Source organism: Microcoleus sp. Pol12B4 (assembly GCF_036701385.1).
Lineage (GTDB): Bacteria > Cyanobacteriota > Cyanobacteriia > Cyanobacteriales > Microcoleaceae > Microcoleus.
Window position 1 is genome coordinate 6,761 of record NZ_JAUBQR010000098.1, and the last position, 15,397, is coordinate 22,157.

A 15,397-nucleotide genomic window follows, 5' to 3' on the forward strand; every position below is an offset into this window, starting at 1 on the left:
GGGGCGATCGCAAATTTCGGTCAACTGCGCGTACCTAACGGGCAAACGCTAGCTTTAATAGGCGGAACAGTTTTCAGCCCCGGTACTTTATCAGCACCTTCCGGGCAAATTGCGATCGCATCGGTGCCCGGAGAAAACTTAGTCCGCATTTCTCAAGCAGGGCATCTCCTGAGTTTAGAAATTTCCCCCTCTTCTAATCTAGATTCTGCTTCTGTGCCGTTGAGTCCCCTCACCCTGTCCCAACTGCTGACAGGAGGTAGCAGCAACGCTACAGGCGTTATAGTTAACAGCGACGGAAGCGTACAGCTAACGAATTCAGACTTGCGGGTAGAAGCGGGCGATGTGGCAATTGCCGACACTCAGGCAACAGGTGCAAACCAAAATTTAGCAGTGTCTGCTCAAACGGCTACTGTGTCAGCCGCGCGTAACCTGACCCTAGTAAACAGGCAATTACAGACAGCCGGTGACTTGAAATTGCAAGCAGGGGAAAATGTCCGTATCCGCGACAGCGCGGCTAACTCTTTTGTTACTGATGTGGGTGGAAACCTAACCGTGCAGGGCGATCGCCAAATAGACATCCAGACGCGCAATCACTCCGAAAGCTTACTGAGCGCTGGCGACCGCATCACACTTACCAGTAACGGTACTGTATCCGGTGATGCCCTCTTCAGAGCTGGCAGCGATTTCTCAATTGGCACACTTCAAGGTAGCCCCGGCAACTTCTCAAGTTCAGGCGGTTCTACGATCGTCTCAGGCGGAAACGTCACTTTTGGTAATTACGCAGGCGCTTCTCTGGAAGTGCAAGCCAAAGGCACGATCGCATCCGGTGATCTCGCTATCAGTTCCGCATCTAGCGATCGACCGCAGTTGGTTTTTACGGCTGGCAACGTACCCGCTGACCTCACTGCAAACAGCACTCTAGCACCCGCCAGTTCTTCACCTGCCAGCATTCAAATTGGCAATATCGCGATCGCAGGTTCAGTTTTTTTAGGCGCTGCAAACAGCATTCAAGCAGCATCCATTACTTCAAATGGCGGAGATATCGCGCTGGTAGCGTCCGGGGACATCACAGCGGAAAACCTGAATACTTCAACTTTAACGGGCAATGCCGGCAATATTACCCTCTACAGCAGGGGGGGAAGCATCAATACGAGCGCCAGCACCTTGAACGCTTCCTCGATAATCGGTAACGGTGGGTCAATTTTCCTATATGGGACAAACGCGATCGTCACCGGTGGAATTACAACCTCTAGCTTCATTGGAAACGGAGGCAGCGTCACCCTTTATTCAGAAGGCAAAATCAGTACGGGCAACATCAACACTAGCGGAATCAAGGCAGGTGAGATCGGCTTCCTTAGCAATCCACCAAATCCTCCGGTGGAGGTGGCTCCTGCGCTGCCACCAGAACCACCAGCGCTCATACCTTCCCCGGTGCCAGCACCATCACCTGTCCCGCTGCCACCAGAACCACCACCGCTTATATCTCTGCCGCCGTCAGTCAACCCACCTGACTCTGCCCCGCTGCCACCAGAACCACCACCGCTCATCGTCCCGCCGTCACCAGAACCACCAGCGATCGTATCTCCCCTGCCGTCACCAGCAGCACCAGCAGCAGCACCATCGCTGCCACCAGAACCACCAGGGGTCATAGCTTCCCCGGTGCCACCAGAACCACCAGCACCATCTGGCATTCAGTTCCCTGAACTCGCACCTCTAAACAATGGCTTAGTAAGCCTGACACCGAGTGCCATTCAGTGCTTAACTGAGGAACAATTATTGGAGCAGCAGGCAGGAGTGCCCGTCCAAACTGCGCCGAAAGACTACAGCAAAGTGATCGCCTGCTACCAGCAGAATTTAGAGCTGGCGAGACTCTCCCGCGATGACGCTAGGGAAGGCTATGCGCTCAACAATCTAGGCGCAACTTACTACGCAATCGGAGATTATGAAAAAGCAATTTCTTACCAGCAGCAGCGTTTAGCACAAGCTGAATCCAGGGCCGATTTATTGGGAAAGGGACAAGCTTTTATTGGTTTGGGAGCTGCTTACGGCGCGATTGGCAATTATAAAAAAGCAATCGAATACTACGAGCAAAGTTTGGAAGTAGCGCACTCCCTAAAATCCCTTGATTTAGAAGCGAGTATCCTAAGAAATTTGGGATTAGTTTATTACGCCCAAAAAGAGTATACAAGGGCAGTAGAATATCAAGAGCAAAGTTTAGCGATCGCTAAACAGCAGCGCGATCGCCGAGGCGAAGCCCTTGCTTTGAGTAATTTAGGATTAGTACACTATTCCCTGACTAATTATGCCCAAGCAATTGAAGAGCAGAAACAAAGTTTAGCGATCGCCAAAGAACTGCGCGATCGTTTCGTTCAAGGTCGCGCTTTAGAAAATTTAGGAATTGCTTACTATGCTGTCAAAAATTATCCTCAAGCGATTGACTCTTACCAACAGAGTTTAGCCATTGCCAGAGAACTGAGCGATCGCCACGCCCAAGGCCGCGTACTCAGCAATTTAGGTGACGCTTTATACAAATCAAAGCAACCAGCAGAAGCTATCAAAGCTTTATTTTCAGCCATTGAAATTTGGGAAGCTCTGCGGTCAAATTTAAAAAATAACGACCTCAATTTAATTTCAATTTTTGAAACCCAAGAAACAAGTTATAGTATGTTACAAGAAGTGCTTGCCAATCAAAATCAGCATAACGAAGCGCTAGAAATAGCAGAGCGTGGACGGGCGCAAGCTTTTGTTAGATTATTGACCAGCCGTTTTTCTTCCCAGTCAGCACAGGCTACCATAAAGTCATCGGAAAATCAAATAAAACCGCTCGACATTCAGGAAATCAAACAAATTGCTAAAGAACACAATTCGACTTTAGTTTCTTACTCGCTTATCAAAGAAGTTGTAGAAGCTGATGGTCAAAGAAAGCTGCAAGATTCAGAACTTTATATCTGGGTAACGCAGCCGACCGGAAAAATTGAATTTCGTCGCATCAATTTGAAAGGTTTGGTTGAGGAAAAAACTTCATTAAAAGCCTTGATTACTCAAGGTCGTTGCTTCATTCCCAGTTGCCTGCGAAACAAGCAGCGATCCCAACCAGTTACAAATCCCACCCCAACCATGCCTCTTGTCGAACAACGATTTTTAGATCCGTCATTGCAAGAGCTTTATCAACTACTGATAGAACCAATTGCTGACCTTCTACCTCAAGATCCAGCGTCGCGAATTACCTTTATTCCTCATGAATCTTTGTTCTTAGTTCCCTTTGCCGCGCTGCAAGATACTTCGGGAAAATACTTGATAGAAAAACATACTATTTTAACAGCACCTTCAATTCAAGTGCTGTCTTTAACCAAGAAACAGCAACAGCTTGCTTCAGGAAAAGGTGCGCTAGTCGTTGGGAATCCTACCATGCCAAGTGTTGCCTTTACGACGAACCAACCTCCTCAAAAACTACCATCACTCCCACACGCTGAAGCCGAAGCGATCGCGATCGCTCAGCTTTTGAATGCTGAACCGCTCACAGGCGACAAAGCGACAAAAGTAGCAGTTTTACAGCAAATAGAGCGATCGCGCATCGTGCATTTAGCAACTCACGGCATCCTGGATGACGTAGAGGAATTGGGGGTACCTGGAGTCATCGCACTTGCCCCAAGCAAGGATGACAGTGGTTTACTCACTGCTAGCGAAATTTTCAATTTGAGGTTGAATGCCGAACTCGTCGTTTTGAGTGCTTGCAATACGGGTCGCGGTCGTATTACAGGTGACGGCATCATTGGTTTATCGCGCTCGTTTATTGCAGCAGGTGTTCCCAGTGTTGTAGTTTCTCTGTGGTCAGTAACCGACGAATCAACAGCCGAGTTGATGGCGGAATTTTATCGACAGATGCAGCTAACGCCTGATATTGCCCAAGCGCTGCGGAAGGCCATGCTGGTGACATTGGTCAAACATCCTAATCCTGTAGATTGGGCCGCTTTTACCCTCATTGGCGAAGCAGAGAAACGTTAACCCGGAAAAGCTGATTTCCTGTCGTCAAGAGACCTAATACCTGCTCTTGGGTACTTAGTGTGCCCAATTATCATTTTTCTGGTGTCTTATACCCCACGTCGGGCCTTTTGATATCAATTCCGGTTAGATTGGAATGTTTAAACCACAGAGAACGCAGAGGATACAGAGGAAGGGAAGAGAGATGGATAATTCCGATGAAGGGCAGATTTGATATAACTCTCACACTCAAAGGGCGGAAGGTGGGTTGTAATTGTTCCAGCGACCGCTGCATTGGTTTCAATGTTGTGACTTCCATCACTTGTAATACGGACTTGGTTCACCGAATATTTTCAGTATTATCACGGAAAAAAACCAGCACTATCACTTGCTCTTAGGAGAAACCACGAGATGATTAAGGTGTCGAGTTCAAAACAATCCCATGTTTCAAGTTAATCTTCTGCCCGGCGCTATCAACGAATTAATTGCCACTGTCACCGATACTCACCGCGTTACCAAAGCTGACCGCTACGGCATGATGGCCGCTATCCTCGATGAGTCCATCAGTGAAGAAGAACGTGGCTCACTCGATCGTCTGATTCGCTCCCTGGTCAAAGGTCGGATTCAAGTCAGTGATGAACTTTCCATCGTCTCGTAAGCAGAAAGCTCGTTGAGAACTCGACACTCTACAACAGCTTTCGATTGGGAAAGTTTAGACCAGTCACTGATATTGCGATCGCCCTCTACAAGGATAGCTTTTTGTATAATGCACTTTTGACATAGACGATTAGCCTTCGCAACTTTATAAACATTATGACGGATACCATCCAGCATCTCATTGAGCCACACATTCAAGATTTGGGTGGATTCCAAGCCCGCCGCTTGCTTCCCTCAGACGTTTTAGCACTGGTAGGCCCGTTCATCTTTTTTGACCATCTGGGCCCTGCGGTGTTTCCACCCGGTCGGGGCGTGGATGTCAGACCGCATCCGCACATCAACTTAGCAACCGTCACCTACCTGTTTGAAGGTGTTTTGCTGCATCGTGATAGTGTCGGTAGCGTTCAAGAAATCCGTCCCGGTGCGGTAAATTGGATGACAGCAGGGCGAGGCATTGTCCACTCTGAACGCACGCCTGACGACGATCGCAGCAAAGAAGCCATCCTGCATGGCATCCAAACCTGGATAGCCCTTCCCGATGAATACGAAGAAACCAACCCCTGGTTTCGGCATCATCCGGCTTCTGAGCTGCCTGTTTGGGAGGATGCAGGAGTTTCGTTCACCCTAATTGCGGGTGAGGCTTATGGTCGCACTTCCCCAGTTCAAATATTTTCACCCATGATTTATCTCGACGTGCAACTAACTGGTGGAAGAGAATTTACCTTACCGGGCCATTACAGCGAACAGGCGGTTTACAGCGTAACAGAGGGGCTTGTTATCGATGGAGTGGCTCTGGAACAACATCGGTTGGCAGTTCTCACTTCCGGCACTGAAGTAAACATTTCTGCTTCAGGCAATGCTCGTTGTATTGTGATTGGCGGTGAACCTGTTGGTGAGCGCTATAAGTGGTGGAATTTTGTTTCGAGTCGCCACTCGCGCATTGAGCAAGCCAAACTCGATTGGAGAGAGGGACGGTTTGCTCAGGTTCCTCAAGAGACCGAGTTTATTCCGTTGCCAGAAGAGCCACCTTCTCAAGCAGAGCAACCGTTGTGAATAACCGCAGCGATTTAAATTAAAAAACAGTTTTTTGATTCAGAATTCGTCTTTTTTACCTGACGGGGTTGTCACCCCGTCAGATTGGTGGATTGACAGCCGGGACAAATCATAAATTTTTTTACTTGATTAGAGCTTTTGTTGATACCATAAATATGCAACGCTAATTAATTAGGTGAGAATATTGTAGGAGTGATTGATTAATTGTTCCTAGAAGTTTAGGATGGTAATTATATCAAGTCTGAGCGAGCGCTCGCAATACCTGAAACTCTGCAGGGTTGACGAATATTTGCATTGGGAATCCGAGTTCCGGGTGAACCCGTCCCTAAAGGATTGGAATGCTTTCGTAACTATCGGCCTATATTCCGCTTCATTTGATCTAGTTCTTCGTCTGCTTCCCAGCGTTGAAACTTTTCTTCTAAAGGGTCTGCTGCTGTAAAACTGCTATAACTTGAACTCTGATTCCAACCCTTTGTATCCCAATTCTGCTCTGTTTTAGTGGTTGTAGTTCGAGTTGCAGCTTCTGCCGCTTTTGCTCGGACTTCTTTTCGCCGTACTTGAATTTGGCGGTACAGTTCTTTAGCTTTTTCAATCCGTTCTTTGCAGCCTTGCATTTGACCCCAGCGCTGATTTCCCTGACGCAGCAAAGCTGCTTGCCGCTCTTGGGCTGCTTGAGCTAAATCGAGCCTTTGAGCAGCTTTAGCTTTGTTGATGCGATCGTTCCAGCGCTGAATTTCTTGAGCGGCGGAGAGAATTTCGGCTTGCAGTTTTTTCTCTTGTTTTTGGATATCGAGAATCAGCCGCAGAGTGTCTTCTTCTTGTTCCTTCAGTTGTTCTTCTATTGCCTGCAATTCCAGATGGGGATTGCTACGCAAAAATTCTTCTAATCTGGTTTCTAGAAAGCGGCTGAAATCATCAAATAAGCCCATTTTTTATAATTCCTAAGTCATTGGTCATTAGTTATTAGTCATTGGTTCTTAGTCACGGGAGATCGATTATTGATCCTGAGTTGTTAGTTATAGCAGAAGAAAGTTCGGCAACGAATTCGGGAACCGATTTAACGGATAGAAGCAAGAAGTAATAAGAGCAATGGTTTCAGCAATTAAGAACGTCTTGGCGGTTCCTATATTATAACTGTTTTCACTGCTCGTGATATACAGCCCGATCGCTGCCCATTACTGATTACCAATGACCGAAGTCATAACTAATGACTGATGACTAATGACTCGTAACTGATGATTGATTAGAACTTTTGGCCGACAAAAACCGATCGCACATCTCCTCCCTTGCGAATCACTGCTTCTTGATTTTTGATTTCTGCCAGCGTCCAACCGCTAGCGCCGATGCTTTCGCCGACATAAATTCTGCGGGCTACGCCGTCTACTTCAAACAAAGCAGCCGATCTATCGCCCAACTCCAAAATCCCTACCAACGTGTGCGCGGAAGTCGGGGCGCTGCTGATGGCCGGTGCCGATTGCTCGGGCGCGGGCGCGGATTGCTGGGCTGGGGGCGCTGGTGCCGGTTCGGTTTCGCGAGCCAAAATCTTTGGCTGGGGAGACTCCGAGGGGGAAGGGGAAGCAGCGAGGGGATCTCGATTGCCCGCAGCGGCGATCGCACGACCGGAGGCTGGAGCTGCAGGCGAGGGCGAAACTGCCACGGTTTGAGGAGCAGCCGGAGCAGCAGCTACCGGAGCAGCCGGAGCCACAGTCACCTGAGCGGGGGGAGGGATGACTACGACTTGGGGTGCTGGTGCTCCCGGCTGCGAGGCAGCTTGTTCGAGGGCATTAGCAATGCGGTTGACTGCTGTCGAAAGACCTGCGGTTGCAGGTGGCGCGCCGGAAATTGGAATGCTCGGCAGCGTCCCTGGGGTGGGGGTTCCGGGAACTCCTGCAAGTTGGGGGTTAGCCTGGGGTGCTTTCTTTTGTTCGATCGCTTCTAGGGACCGCTGCACGTATTCGACAAACGGGGTATCTGGTGCTGTTTTGCCACTTGCTGCGGGTGTCTCTGGTGCGGGGGCGGCGGGCAAGCGCACGAGTCCCGACCTGCTTGCGAGCCATAACCCCATGACTAGCAGCAGCGACCCAAAGGCTGCTCCCAGCAGCATTCTGTCGAATGATTGTTTGGACTGCTGTTTTTTGGCTGTTTCTAGGGCGACTTGGCGGGCGATCGCTTCTACGTCTTTTTCGTCCCGCTGCGGCTGGGGGGGTGCCAACTGCGACAAAACTATTTGAGGTACCGAGATCGACTTGAGCGCCACGAATTCTGGCTGCACGGGCTCGGATGGCAGTCCGCCGCTACCGTCGAATGCTCGATCGACTCCTTCAAACAGTTCGTCCATCAACTGATCGGCGTAGGACTCTACTGCCACTGCTTCGGCTGGCACTGTTTCCACCGTCGCCCTCACGGCGATCGGCTCTGACGCTGATTCCAAAGACATCTGTTTGGCGATTACTTTTTGAGGCATAGTTTTCTGTTTGCTCCCGCTCCTCGACAACCCTGAGATTCTCAACTTCAGACTTCTACAGGATACTTGTGATGTTGACCAATTCTTGGCTCAGAACAGGTCAATTGTATCTCACTCATCACCATATTTTTAGTCCTCGGCCAACTTACTTTGCCCGATCGACTTTTTTTTTACCTGTTTTGGGCTTTTTAGTCCCTGTTTGCTGCTGCCAGTCTTATTTGCTTAAGCTGGCTTTTAGTGCATATTCTACTGCTTGTGTCAACCCCACCCTCCGGGTCTTCACAGTTTTTGACATACAGCTTTACTTGAGGCTCGCAAAAAAAGCGGTTTTTTTGGTGCTGTTTCCGATCGCCTTGCAGCTTTAACAAGGATTTTAGACTTTTACTCGTCTTAAGTTTGTTGGTCAGTTTGCTTGACAGTAATAACAAGCAACCGATTTTATAACTTTAATACTACATAGCTTCATCACACTTAAGTAATAAATTGTCAAAGGTTGCCAAATTGTCGGCTAAATAAGCACTATTCCTAAGATTTTTTTTACAACACTATTTGTGGTACAAAAAAGAAAAAAATATTGAATTTTGTCAATATATATTTGTTTCAGCATGAGATTTTTTAACTCATAATTCCTCTAGCTCCTGTCATTGTGAGCAGGAGCTAAAGACAACGCTCGGACCACCCAAATTAACCCACCCGTTCCGCCAATTCCAACCAGCGCTCAGTCGCCCGATCGATCTCCTGCGTCAACTGAGCCAAACGATCCGATAACTTCTTCATCTCTGCAAACCCGCTAGGAGCATTGTTAGACAAAATCTTCTCAATCTCTTCTTTTTCAGCTTCCATCTTCGGAATTTGACTTTCTAATTGTTCGTATTCCCGCTTATCATTGAAGGAGATTTTGGTAGATTTTTGAGTAGAGCTTGGGGATTTTGAATTATTAGATTCAGCGGTTCGTGTAAGTTTTTCTTTGTCTTTTTGTCCTTTGATTTCCTTGGATTCTTCGGCTTTCTTGTAGTCTAAATACACCGAATAATTGCCGGGATACAAACGCAAATTGCCGCCCGGTTCCAAGGCGAAAACCATGTCAATCGTGCGATCGAGAAAATAGCGATCGTGGGACACCACAATCACGCAGCCGTTAAAATCTTCGAGATAATCCTCCAAAACCGCCAAAGTCTGCACGTCCAGGTCGTTTGTCGGTTCGTCCAAAATCAGCACGTTTGGCGCACTCATCAGCACTTTCAACAGAAATAACCGGCGTTTTTCCCCGCCCGAAAGTTTGTTAATCGGTGCATACTGTTGGTTCGGTGGAAACAGAAACTTTTCCAACATTTGAGAAGCGGTAATGATTTCCCCATCCGCCGTTTGCACCAACTCGGCCACACTTTTCAAGTATTCAATAACTCGCTGGTCTTCGTTCGGCGTCAAATCCTCTGAATGCTGGTCAAAATAACCGATATGAATGGTTGTGCCAATTTCGACAGTACCCGAATCCGGCTGAATGCGTCCGGTGATGATATCCATCAGCGTCGATTTTCCCGCACCGTTGCAGCCAATAATTCCTATCCGGTCTTCGGGTGTGAAATTGTAGGTAAAATCTTTAATTAAAGTGCGATCTCCGTAAGCTTTAGAGATATTCAGTAACTCAATCACCTTCTTACCAATCCGGCGGCCGGCTGTCGCAATTTCGACTTTGCCGTTGGCTGTTTTGAACTCCTGGGCTCGCATATCTTTAATGCGATCGATCCGAGCTTTTTGCTTGGTACTGCGCGCTTTCGGCCCGCGTTTGAGCCATTCCAATTCGCGCCGCAATACACCCGCGTGTTTGCGAACACTGCTGGCGGCGGATTCTTCAGCTAAGGCTTTTTTCTCCAAGTAATAAGCGTAATTGCCAGCATAATTGTAAAGGTCGCCACGATCGATCTCCAGGATGCGATTGGTAACGCGATCGAGAAAATAGCGATCGTGCGTAATCAGCAGCAAAGCACCGCGATAGCCGTTCAAATAATTCTGCAACCACTCCACAGACAGCGCATCCAAGTGGTTTGTCGGTTCATCCATCAGCAACACATCGGGCTCGGACAACAAAGCCGTTGCTAAGGCAATTCGCTTGCGGTAGCCGCCGGACAAGTCGGCAATTTTCGCATCAAAATCCTCAATCCCCAACTTGGTCAAAATCAATTTCGCCTTGGTTTCCAAATCCCACGCATCCACCTCATCAATGCGTTCAGACACCGCAGACAGACGCGCCATTAACTTGTCTGTATCGCCTTTGCCGTGGGACAATTGATCGGAAATTTCCTCGTATTCCCGCACCAAAGCCATTTGTTCGCCACTGTCAGCAAATACTTGCTCTAAGACAGTGTGATTTTCGTCTAAATCCGGCTGTTGGGGGAGATAGACAATTGTAGACCCTGGATTGACCCAGCGATCGCCAGAGTCGATCGACTCCAAGCCTGCAATCATTTTCAGCAGCGTTGATTTGCCGGAACCGTTAGTGCCGATGAGTCCGACTTTATCGCCTTCATCGAGGCTGAAACTGGCATCTGTCAAGAGTTCCTTGATGCCGAAGTCTTTTTTGATCGATCGTAGAGTAAAAATAGTCATCTGTATAGAAAGTCATTTACCTAGCTTAGTTTAGCGCTGGTCTTCGCACTCCGCTGCAAATCGCTGGAAAAAGCTGCTGGGATTGATAAATTATACAAACTTCATCGATAGTTTGTTCAGTTTTTAAGTTAACAATAGTCCGGACTGTTTTTATATAGCCCAATGGCTTATTCTCGCTTGACTTTGAGCCACAGTGGATCATTAAATCAATGTCAGCTCCACCCCTGACGCGGCATTTAATTCGACTTTTTTATGATCCTTGCCCCGCGTAAGCTTGTAGTATCGTTCCAAAAACTGTCCGGAATATTGAGTTAAGGTATGACTTATAAATCTAAGTTAATGATTTCTTTTTTGATCAGAGTGTTCGCTCGACCTGTCTTGTTTGCTCGAAATTACAAATTCCACTACCAATTCCACTTCTTAGTAAAAAGGAGTCAAGTAAATGACAGCCGGATTGCCCCAACAACGCATCTGTGGCACGATGAGTGTCCACTATCGACTTTTAACCACTGATCTAACCTATGCTAGAAACCGACGGGAAATTGAGAATCGCTCGCTGCAATACGCACGACGCGGAATTGAGGCAGCTAGAACTGGCATCACAGTCATTCCTGTGGTTGTTCACGTTGTTCATAACCCCAGTATTCCTGAACAAAACATTTCAGAAGGACAAATTCGCAGTCAGATTGATGTTTTAAATCGCGACTTTCGCAAGCAAAACCCAGATATTGTCTCACTCCCGGCTGCTTTTCAGTCATTGGCAGCAGATACCCGAATTGAGTTTGTCCTAGCAACCACCGATCCCAATGGCAACCCCACTAATGGCATTACTCGAACTACCACTACTGCCACAGGATTTATTGATGACGATCGCGTCAAATCCGTGGCGACAGGTGGTGCAAATCCGTGGGCGAGCGATCGCTACTTAAACATTTGGGTGTGTTCCCTGAATGAGGGATTGCTGGGCTATGCTCAGTTCCCTGGTGGTCCTAGTGCCACTGATGGTGTAGTAATCACCCATACTGCCTTTGGTACTATCGGCACGGCAGCCCCGCCTTTTAACTTAGGCAGAACTACAACCCATGAAATTGGACACTGGCTGAATTTGCGCCACATTTGGGGAGACGATGGCAATGGGTGTAACGGTAGTGATTTTGTCAATGATACACCCAATCAAGCAGGACCAAACACTGGTCTCCCCAGTTTTCCCCATGTAACCTGTAGTAACGGTCCCAACGGTGATTTGTTCATGAACTATATGGACTACACCGATGATGCGGGTATGTTCATGTTTACCACAGGGCAGGTTGTGCGAATGCAAGCCGTGCTAGATAACGAACGAGCCAGTCTTGGTACTACACGCAGCGACGATAATCTCTACCAACTCCACAGCGGTGGTGCGATTTGGAAGTATACAGGAACTCCCTGTTCGGGAGATAGCTGTCCAGGTTGGCAGAAGCTAGACAACAATCCAGCCACCGTTGCCATTGCCGCCAGCGATGGTAATCTCTACCAACTCCACAGCGGTGGTGCGATTTGGAAGTACACAGGAACTCCCTGTTCGGGAGATAGCTGTCCAGGTTGGCAGAAGCTAGACAACAATCCAGCCACCGCCAAAATAAGCAGTAGCATAGGTATATCAGAGTAGAGCTTCCAGAGATTGTGTTACCTAAGCCGGATGTTTGCCAGTCTGGCTTAGTTTGATGATTCTTATGGAAGTTACTGACACAGGAAAGATAGCTTCAGGTATTGCATCGAAACAAAAATATGGCAACTTTTGTTAAATTACTGGATAAGCCTCTTCAAAAACTAATTGATAGCAATAGCCATGTTTAGCAAAATCATGGACATCTGGAGATTCATAGCAAAATTGACTCGTTTAATGAATAAACGACTGTTGCGATCTCTCTCGTCTTTAATTGGCTTATATATTTTGAGCATCATACTTTCATTACCCCACGCTATCTCTGCTTCTTCACAAGTTGAACATAATGCCAGCATTACTCCACTCACTATTGTTCAGGTAGCCGCCATGACCTTACCCAGCCAAATTTTTAGACGATGGACACATTCTCGCGAAGAAGATCGGGCAGACATCCTTGTGTATCGTCCCAAGGACTACCCGTTTCCACCCGCGCGCGGTCGGGAAGGACTGGAATTCCGCGAGAACGGAGAATTTATTCGCTACCAGATTGGTGCCACTGATAGAAGCTTAGCAGTTCCTGGTCGATGGAGTATTCAGAACACAAATATGGTAGAAGTTCAATTTCCAAATCAATCCGTTTCATCGTATACATTGACAATCCTGGAATGCGATGAGCAGATTCTCAAGGTCAGACAAACAGCAGGGGGTACAAGTCAGTGAGTACCCTGATAGAATTATGAGAATGAAATGCAATTCGGAACGGATGAGATAGTGGATATAGGTGTTTAGAAAATGCTATACCTGAGCCTTTCGTCTAACAAACGGGTGCACCGGACGGATTGACAGCCTGTGGCTTAGTTGCACGTAGGTGGGAAGATAAGGAAAAAAGCTATGAAAAAGCTCAGAGATGAAATTAACGCGGTTCCTAACGTGGATATTTTAATTGAGTCAACAAGGGGCTTTGAGAAAGATATTGCTAAATTGAGTGAAGATGGAAAAGCAGCAGTAATTCAAAAAATCAACGATGGCGCCAGCCTCTTCCCAACTCAAAAAGCTGATGTCTATCGTAAGCTGCGCCGTCTTCACCTACCCTCAAATATTAATAGTTATGAATCTTCATTGTACAAACTAACGGTTTCTGGAACAATAAGGGTTATTTGAGCAGTTGACGAAGAGCCAATTTTTGGGCAGGTTATTTTTACTCTTTTTCGAGTCGTCAAACACGATGATATCGAGCGAGCAGATCAGGGTGTAGCAGAGTCTTTATATCAAGATATGCTTCATCACAATCTAGAAGATGCCCAAATGTCCTAAGCTTATTTATGGCACAGACTATTACGCTCTGCGATGAATATGGCATTATTTACGAAGCGATAAAGATTTTGCCAAAAGATTGAGGAGGCTGAATGAAAACCGCGATCACCCTACCAATTGACGAAATCAACAAATTCTGCCAACATTGGCCAATCATCGAACTCTCCCTTTTTGGTTCTATTCTTCGGGATGACTTTCATACAGACAGCGACATCGATATCCTAGTTGCTTTTGCTTCCACAGCCAACTGGGGTCTACTCGATCGCGCCCAAATGCAGGAAGAACTCGAAGCAGTGCTAAGTAGACGAGTCGATCTAATCAGTAAACGGGCTATCGATGGCAGTTCCAACAGGATTCGCCGTCAAGAAATTCTGTCTACTGCTCAAACTATTTATGTCAAATAACTGCGATCGCGCTTCCTTAATCGAGCGCTTTTTTTATTTCAACAACTGCTTCTCCCGTTTGACCAGTTGCGCGATCGGGTATTGATAAGAAGTCGTGCCGATCAACTGCTTAAACAGATCAGCGAAAAGTCCGTTAAGGTTATTTGTTTTCAGCCGAGATTAGGTAAGCAAAATGGTTTGCTTTGTTGGTGAGTGCCAGTGATCGGCGATCGGAGTATCACACATCACTGGAACCGACCTTATGCTAAGTTATTGTTGGAATTAGAAGCGATCGCTAGCGCAAGCAGAAAAAGAGGATGTACAAAAATGGGTAAAGGTAGGTTAGAAGCGTTCAGCGATGGTGTAATCGCCATTCTCATCACCATTATGGTGCTGGAATTGAAAGTGCCCCATGAAACAGATTTAGCTGCGCTGCGTCCGCTAGTTCCAGTATTTCTGAGCTATGTACTAAGTTTTATTTATCTGGGTATCTACTGGAACAACCACCATCACTTGTTACAGGCGGCTCGGCACGTCAATGGTAATGTTTTGTGGGCTAATCTGCATCTGCTGTTCTGGTTGTCACTGATTCCCTTTGTCACTGCCTGGACAGGCGAAAACCACTTCGCGGCCTGGCCAGTTGCGCTTTATGGCACAGTCCTGTTGTTGGCTGCGATCGCTTACTTCATTCTTACTCGTGTTCTTATTTCTTACCACGGTAAAGATTCCACTCTGGCAATTGCACTTGGGCGAGACTTTAAGGGGAAGGTATCAGTAGTGATTTATGCCGTAGCAATCCTGCTTTCCTTTGTGAACTCGTTGTTTGCTTTCATGCTATATGTTTTAGTTGCAATAATGTGGCTTATCCCCGATCGGCGTATTGAGAAAACTCTGAATTCGTGAAGAAGATTCCACAAAAAGCCATTCCCGCCAGCTAACACTTCGCTTTACCAATTAACAAATTAACAATCCATCAAGACGGACTTTTTGTTGAACCCGGTCAGGGTCGTTCTTACTACTTTGGTCAAGACCTCTATACCTTCAAGGCAGTTGGTGAAGAAACAGGGGAAACTATGCGCTTGGTGAGGTAATTGTTACACCTGGTGGCGGTACGCCGACCCATCGGCACCACCGAGAAAATGAATCATTTTATGTTCAAGCTCGAAATTTTCAACAATTACTTTGCCCGTTTTACCCGTTGGGCGATCGAATATTCGGCGTTGCTGAATCAAGGTATGAATGCCCCAGGAATGGGAATATCGTGAAATTTCAAGTAATGTATTAATAACTTAA

The 15,397-nt window shown here is 47.1% G+C and carries 11 protein-coding genes; 8 read left to right on the plus strand and 3 right to left on the minus strand.

Annotated features, from left to right (window positions below; genetic code table 11):
• The 3 genes from QUA38_RS14960 to QUA38_RS14970 all read left to right on the plus strand — a co-directional run.
• A partial coding sequence (locus tag QUA38_RS14960) for a CHAT domain-containing protein (RefSeq protein WP_333163004.1) occupies positions 1–4,005 on the plus strand: 4,005 nt, incomplete at its 5' end.
• A gap of 418 nt (positions 4,006–4,423) precedes the next feature.
• Entirely contained in the window at positions 4,424–4,639 is a 216-nt protein-coding gene (locus tag QUA38_RS14965; protein WP_190659239.1) for a hypothetical protein, read from the plus strand.
• 155 nt (positions 4,640–4,794) lie between these two features.
• Positions 4,795–5,691, plus strand: a complete 897-nt coding sequence (locus QUA38_RS14970) for a pirin family protein (protein WP_333163006.1) — start codon at positions 4,795–4,797, stop codon at positions 5,689–5,691.
• Between the two features lie 350 nt (positions 5,692–6,041).
• Here QUA38_RS14970 and QUA38_RS14975 read toward each other — a convergent pair whose 3' ends face one another.
• From QUA38_RS14975 to QUA38_RS14985, 3 genes are all read right to left on the minus strand, one after another.
• Positions 6,042–6,620, minus strand: coding sequence for a TIGR04376 family protein (locus QUA38_RS14975; protein ID WP_333163009.1), 579 nt, complete (start codon positions 6,618–6,620; stop codon positions 6,042–6,044).
• A gap of 314 nt (positions 6,621–6,934) precedes the next feature.
• Complete coding sequence (locus QUA38_RS14980; protein ID WP_333163011.1) at positions 6,935–8,155, minus strand: hypothetical protein; 1,221 nt, start codon at positions 8,153–8,155, stop codon at positions 6,935–6,937.
• A gap of 684 nt (positions 8,156–8,839) precedes the next feature.
• On the minus strand, positions 8,840–10,762 hold the full coding sequence (locus QUA38_RS14985) for an ABC-F family ATP-binding cassette domain-containing protein (RefSeq protein ID WP_333163013.1): 1,923 nt from the start codon (positions 10,760–10,762) through the stop codon (positions 8,840–8,842).
• Positions 10,763–11,204: 442 nt separating this feature from the next.
• Between QUA38_RS14985 and QUA38_RS14990 the strand changes: the two genes are divergently transcribed.
• From QUA38_RS14990 to QUA38_RS15010, 5 genes are all read left to right on the plus strand, one after another.
• A complete protein-coding gene (locus QUA38_RS14990; RefSeq protein WP_333163015.1) occupies positions 11,205–12,410 on the plus strand; it encodes a zinc metalloprotease in 1,206 nt (401 codons plus the stop codon).
• 180 nt (positions 12,411–12,590) lie between these two features.
• On the plus strand, positions 12,591–13,127 hold the full coding sequence (locus tag QUA38_RS14995; RefSeq protein WP_333163017.1) for a hypothetical protein: 537 nt from the start codon (positions 12,591–12,593) through the stop codon (positions 13,125–13,127).
• Positions 13,128–13,298: 171 nt separating this feature from the next.
• On the plus strand, positions 13,299–13,568 hold the full coding sequence (locus QUA38_RS15000; RefSeq protein ID WP_333163019.1) for a hypothetical protein: 270 nt from the start codon (positions 13,299–13,301) through the stop codon (positions 13,566–13,568).
• A gap of 245 nt (positions 13,569–13,813) precedes the next feature.
• Entirely contained in the window at positions 13,814–14,125 is a 312-nt protein-coding gene (locus QUA38_RS15005; RefSeq protein ID WP_333163020.1) for a nucleotidyltransferase domain-containing protein, read from the plus strand.
• 255 nt (positions 14,126–14,380) lie between these two features.
• Complete coding sequence (locus QUA38_RS15010; RefSeq protein WP_333163022.1) at positions 14,381–15,007, plus strand: TMEM175 family protein; 627 nt, start codon at positions 14,381–14,383, stop codon at positions 15,005–15,007.
• Positions 15,008–15,397: the final 390 nt, after the last annotated feature.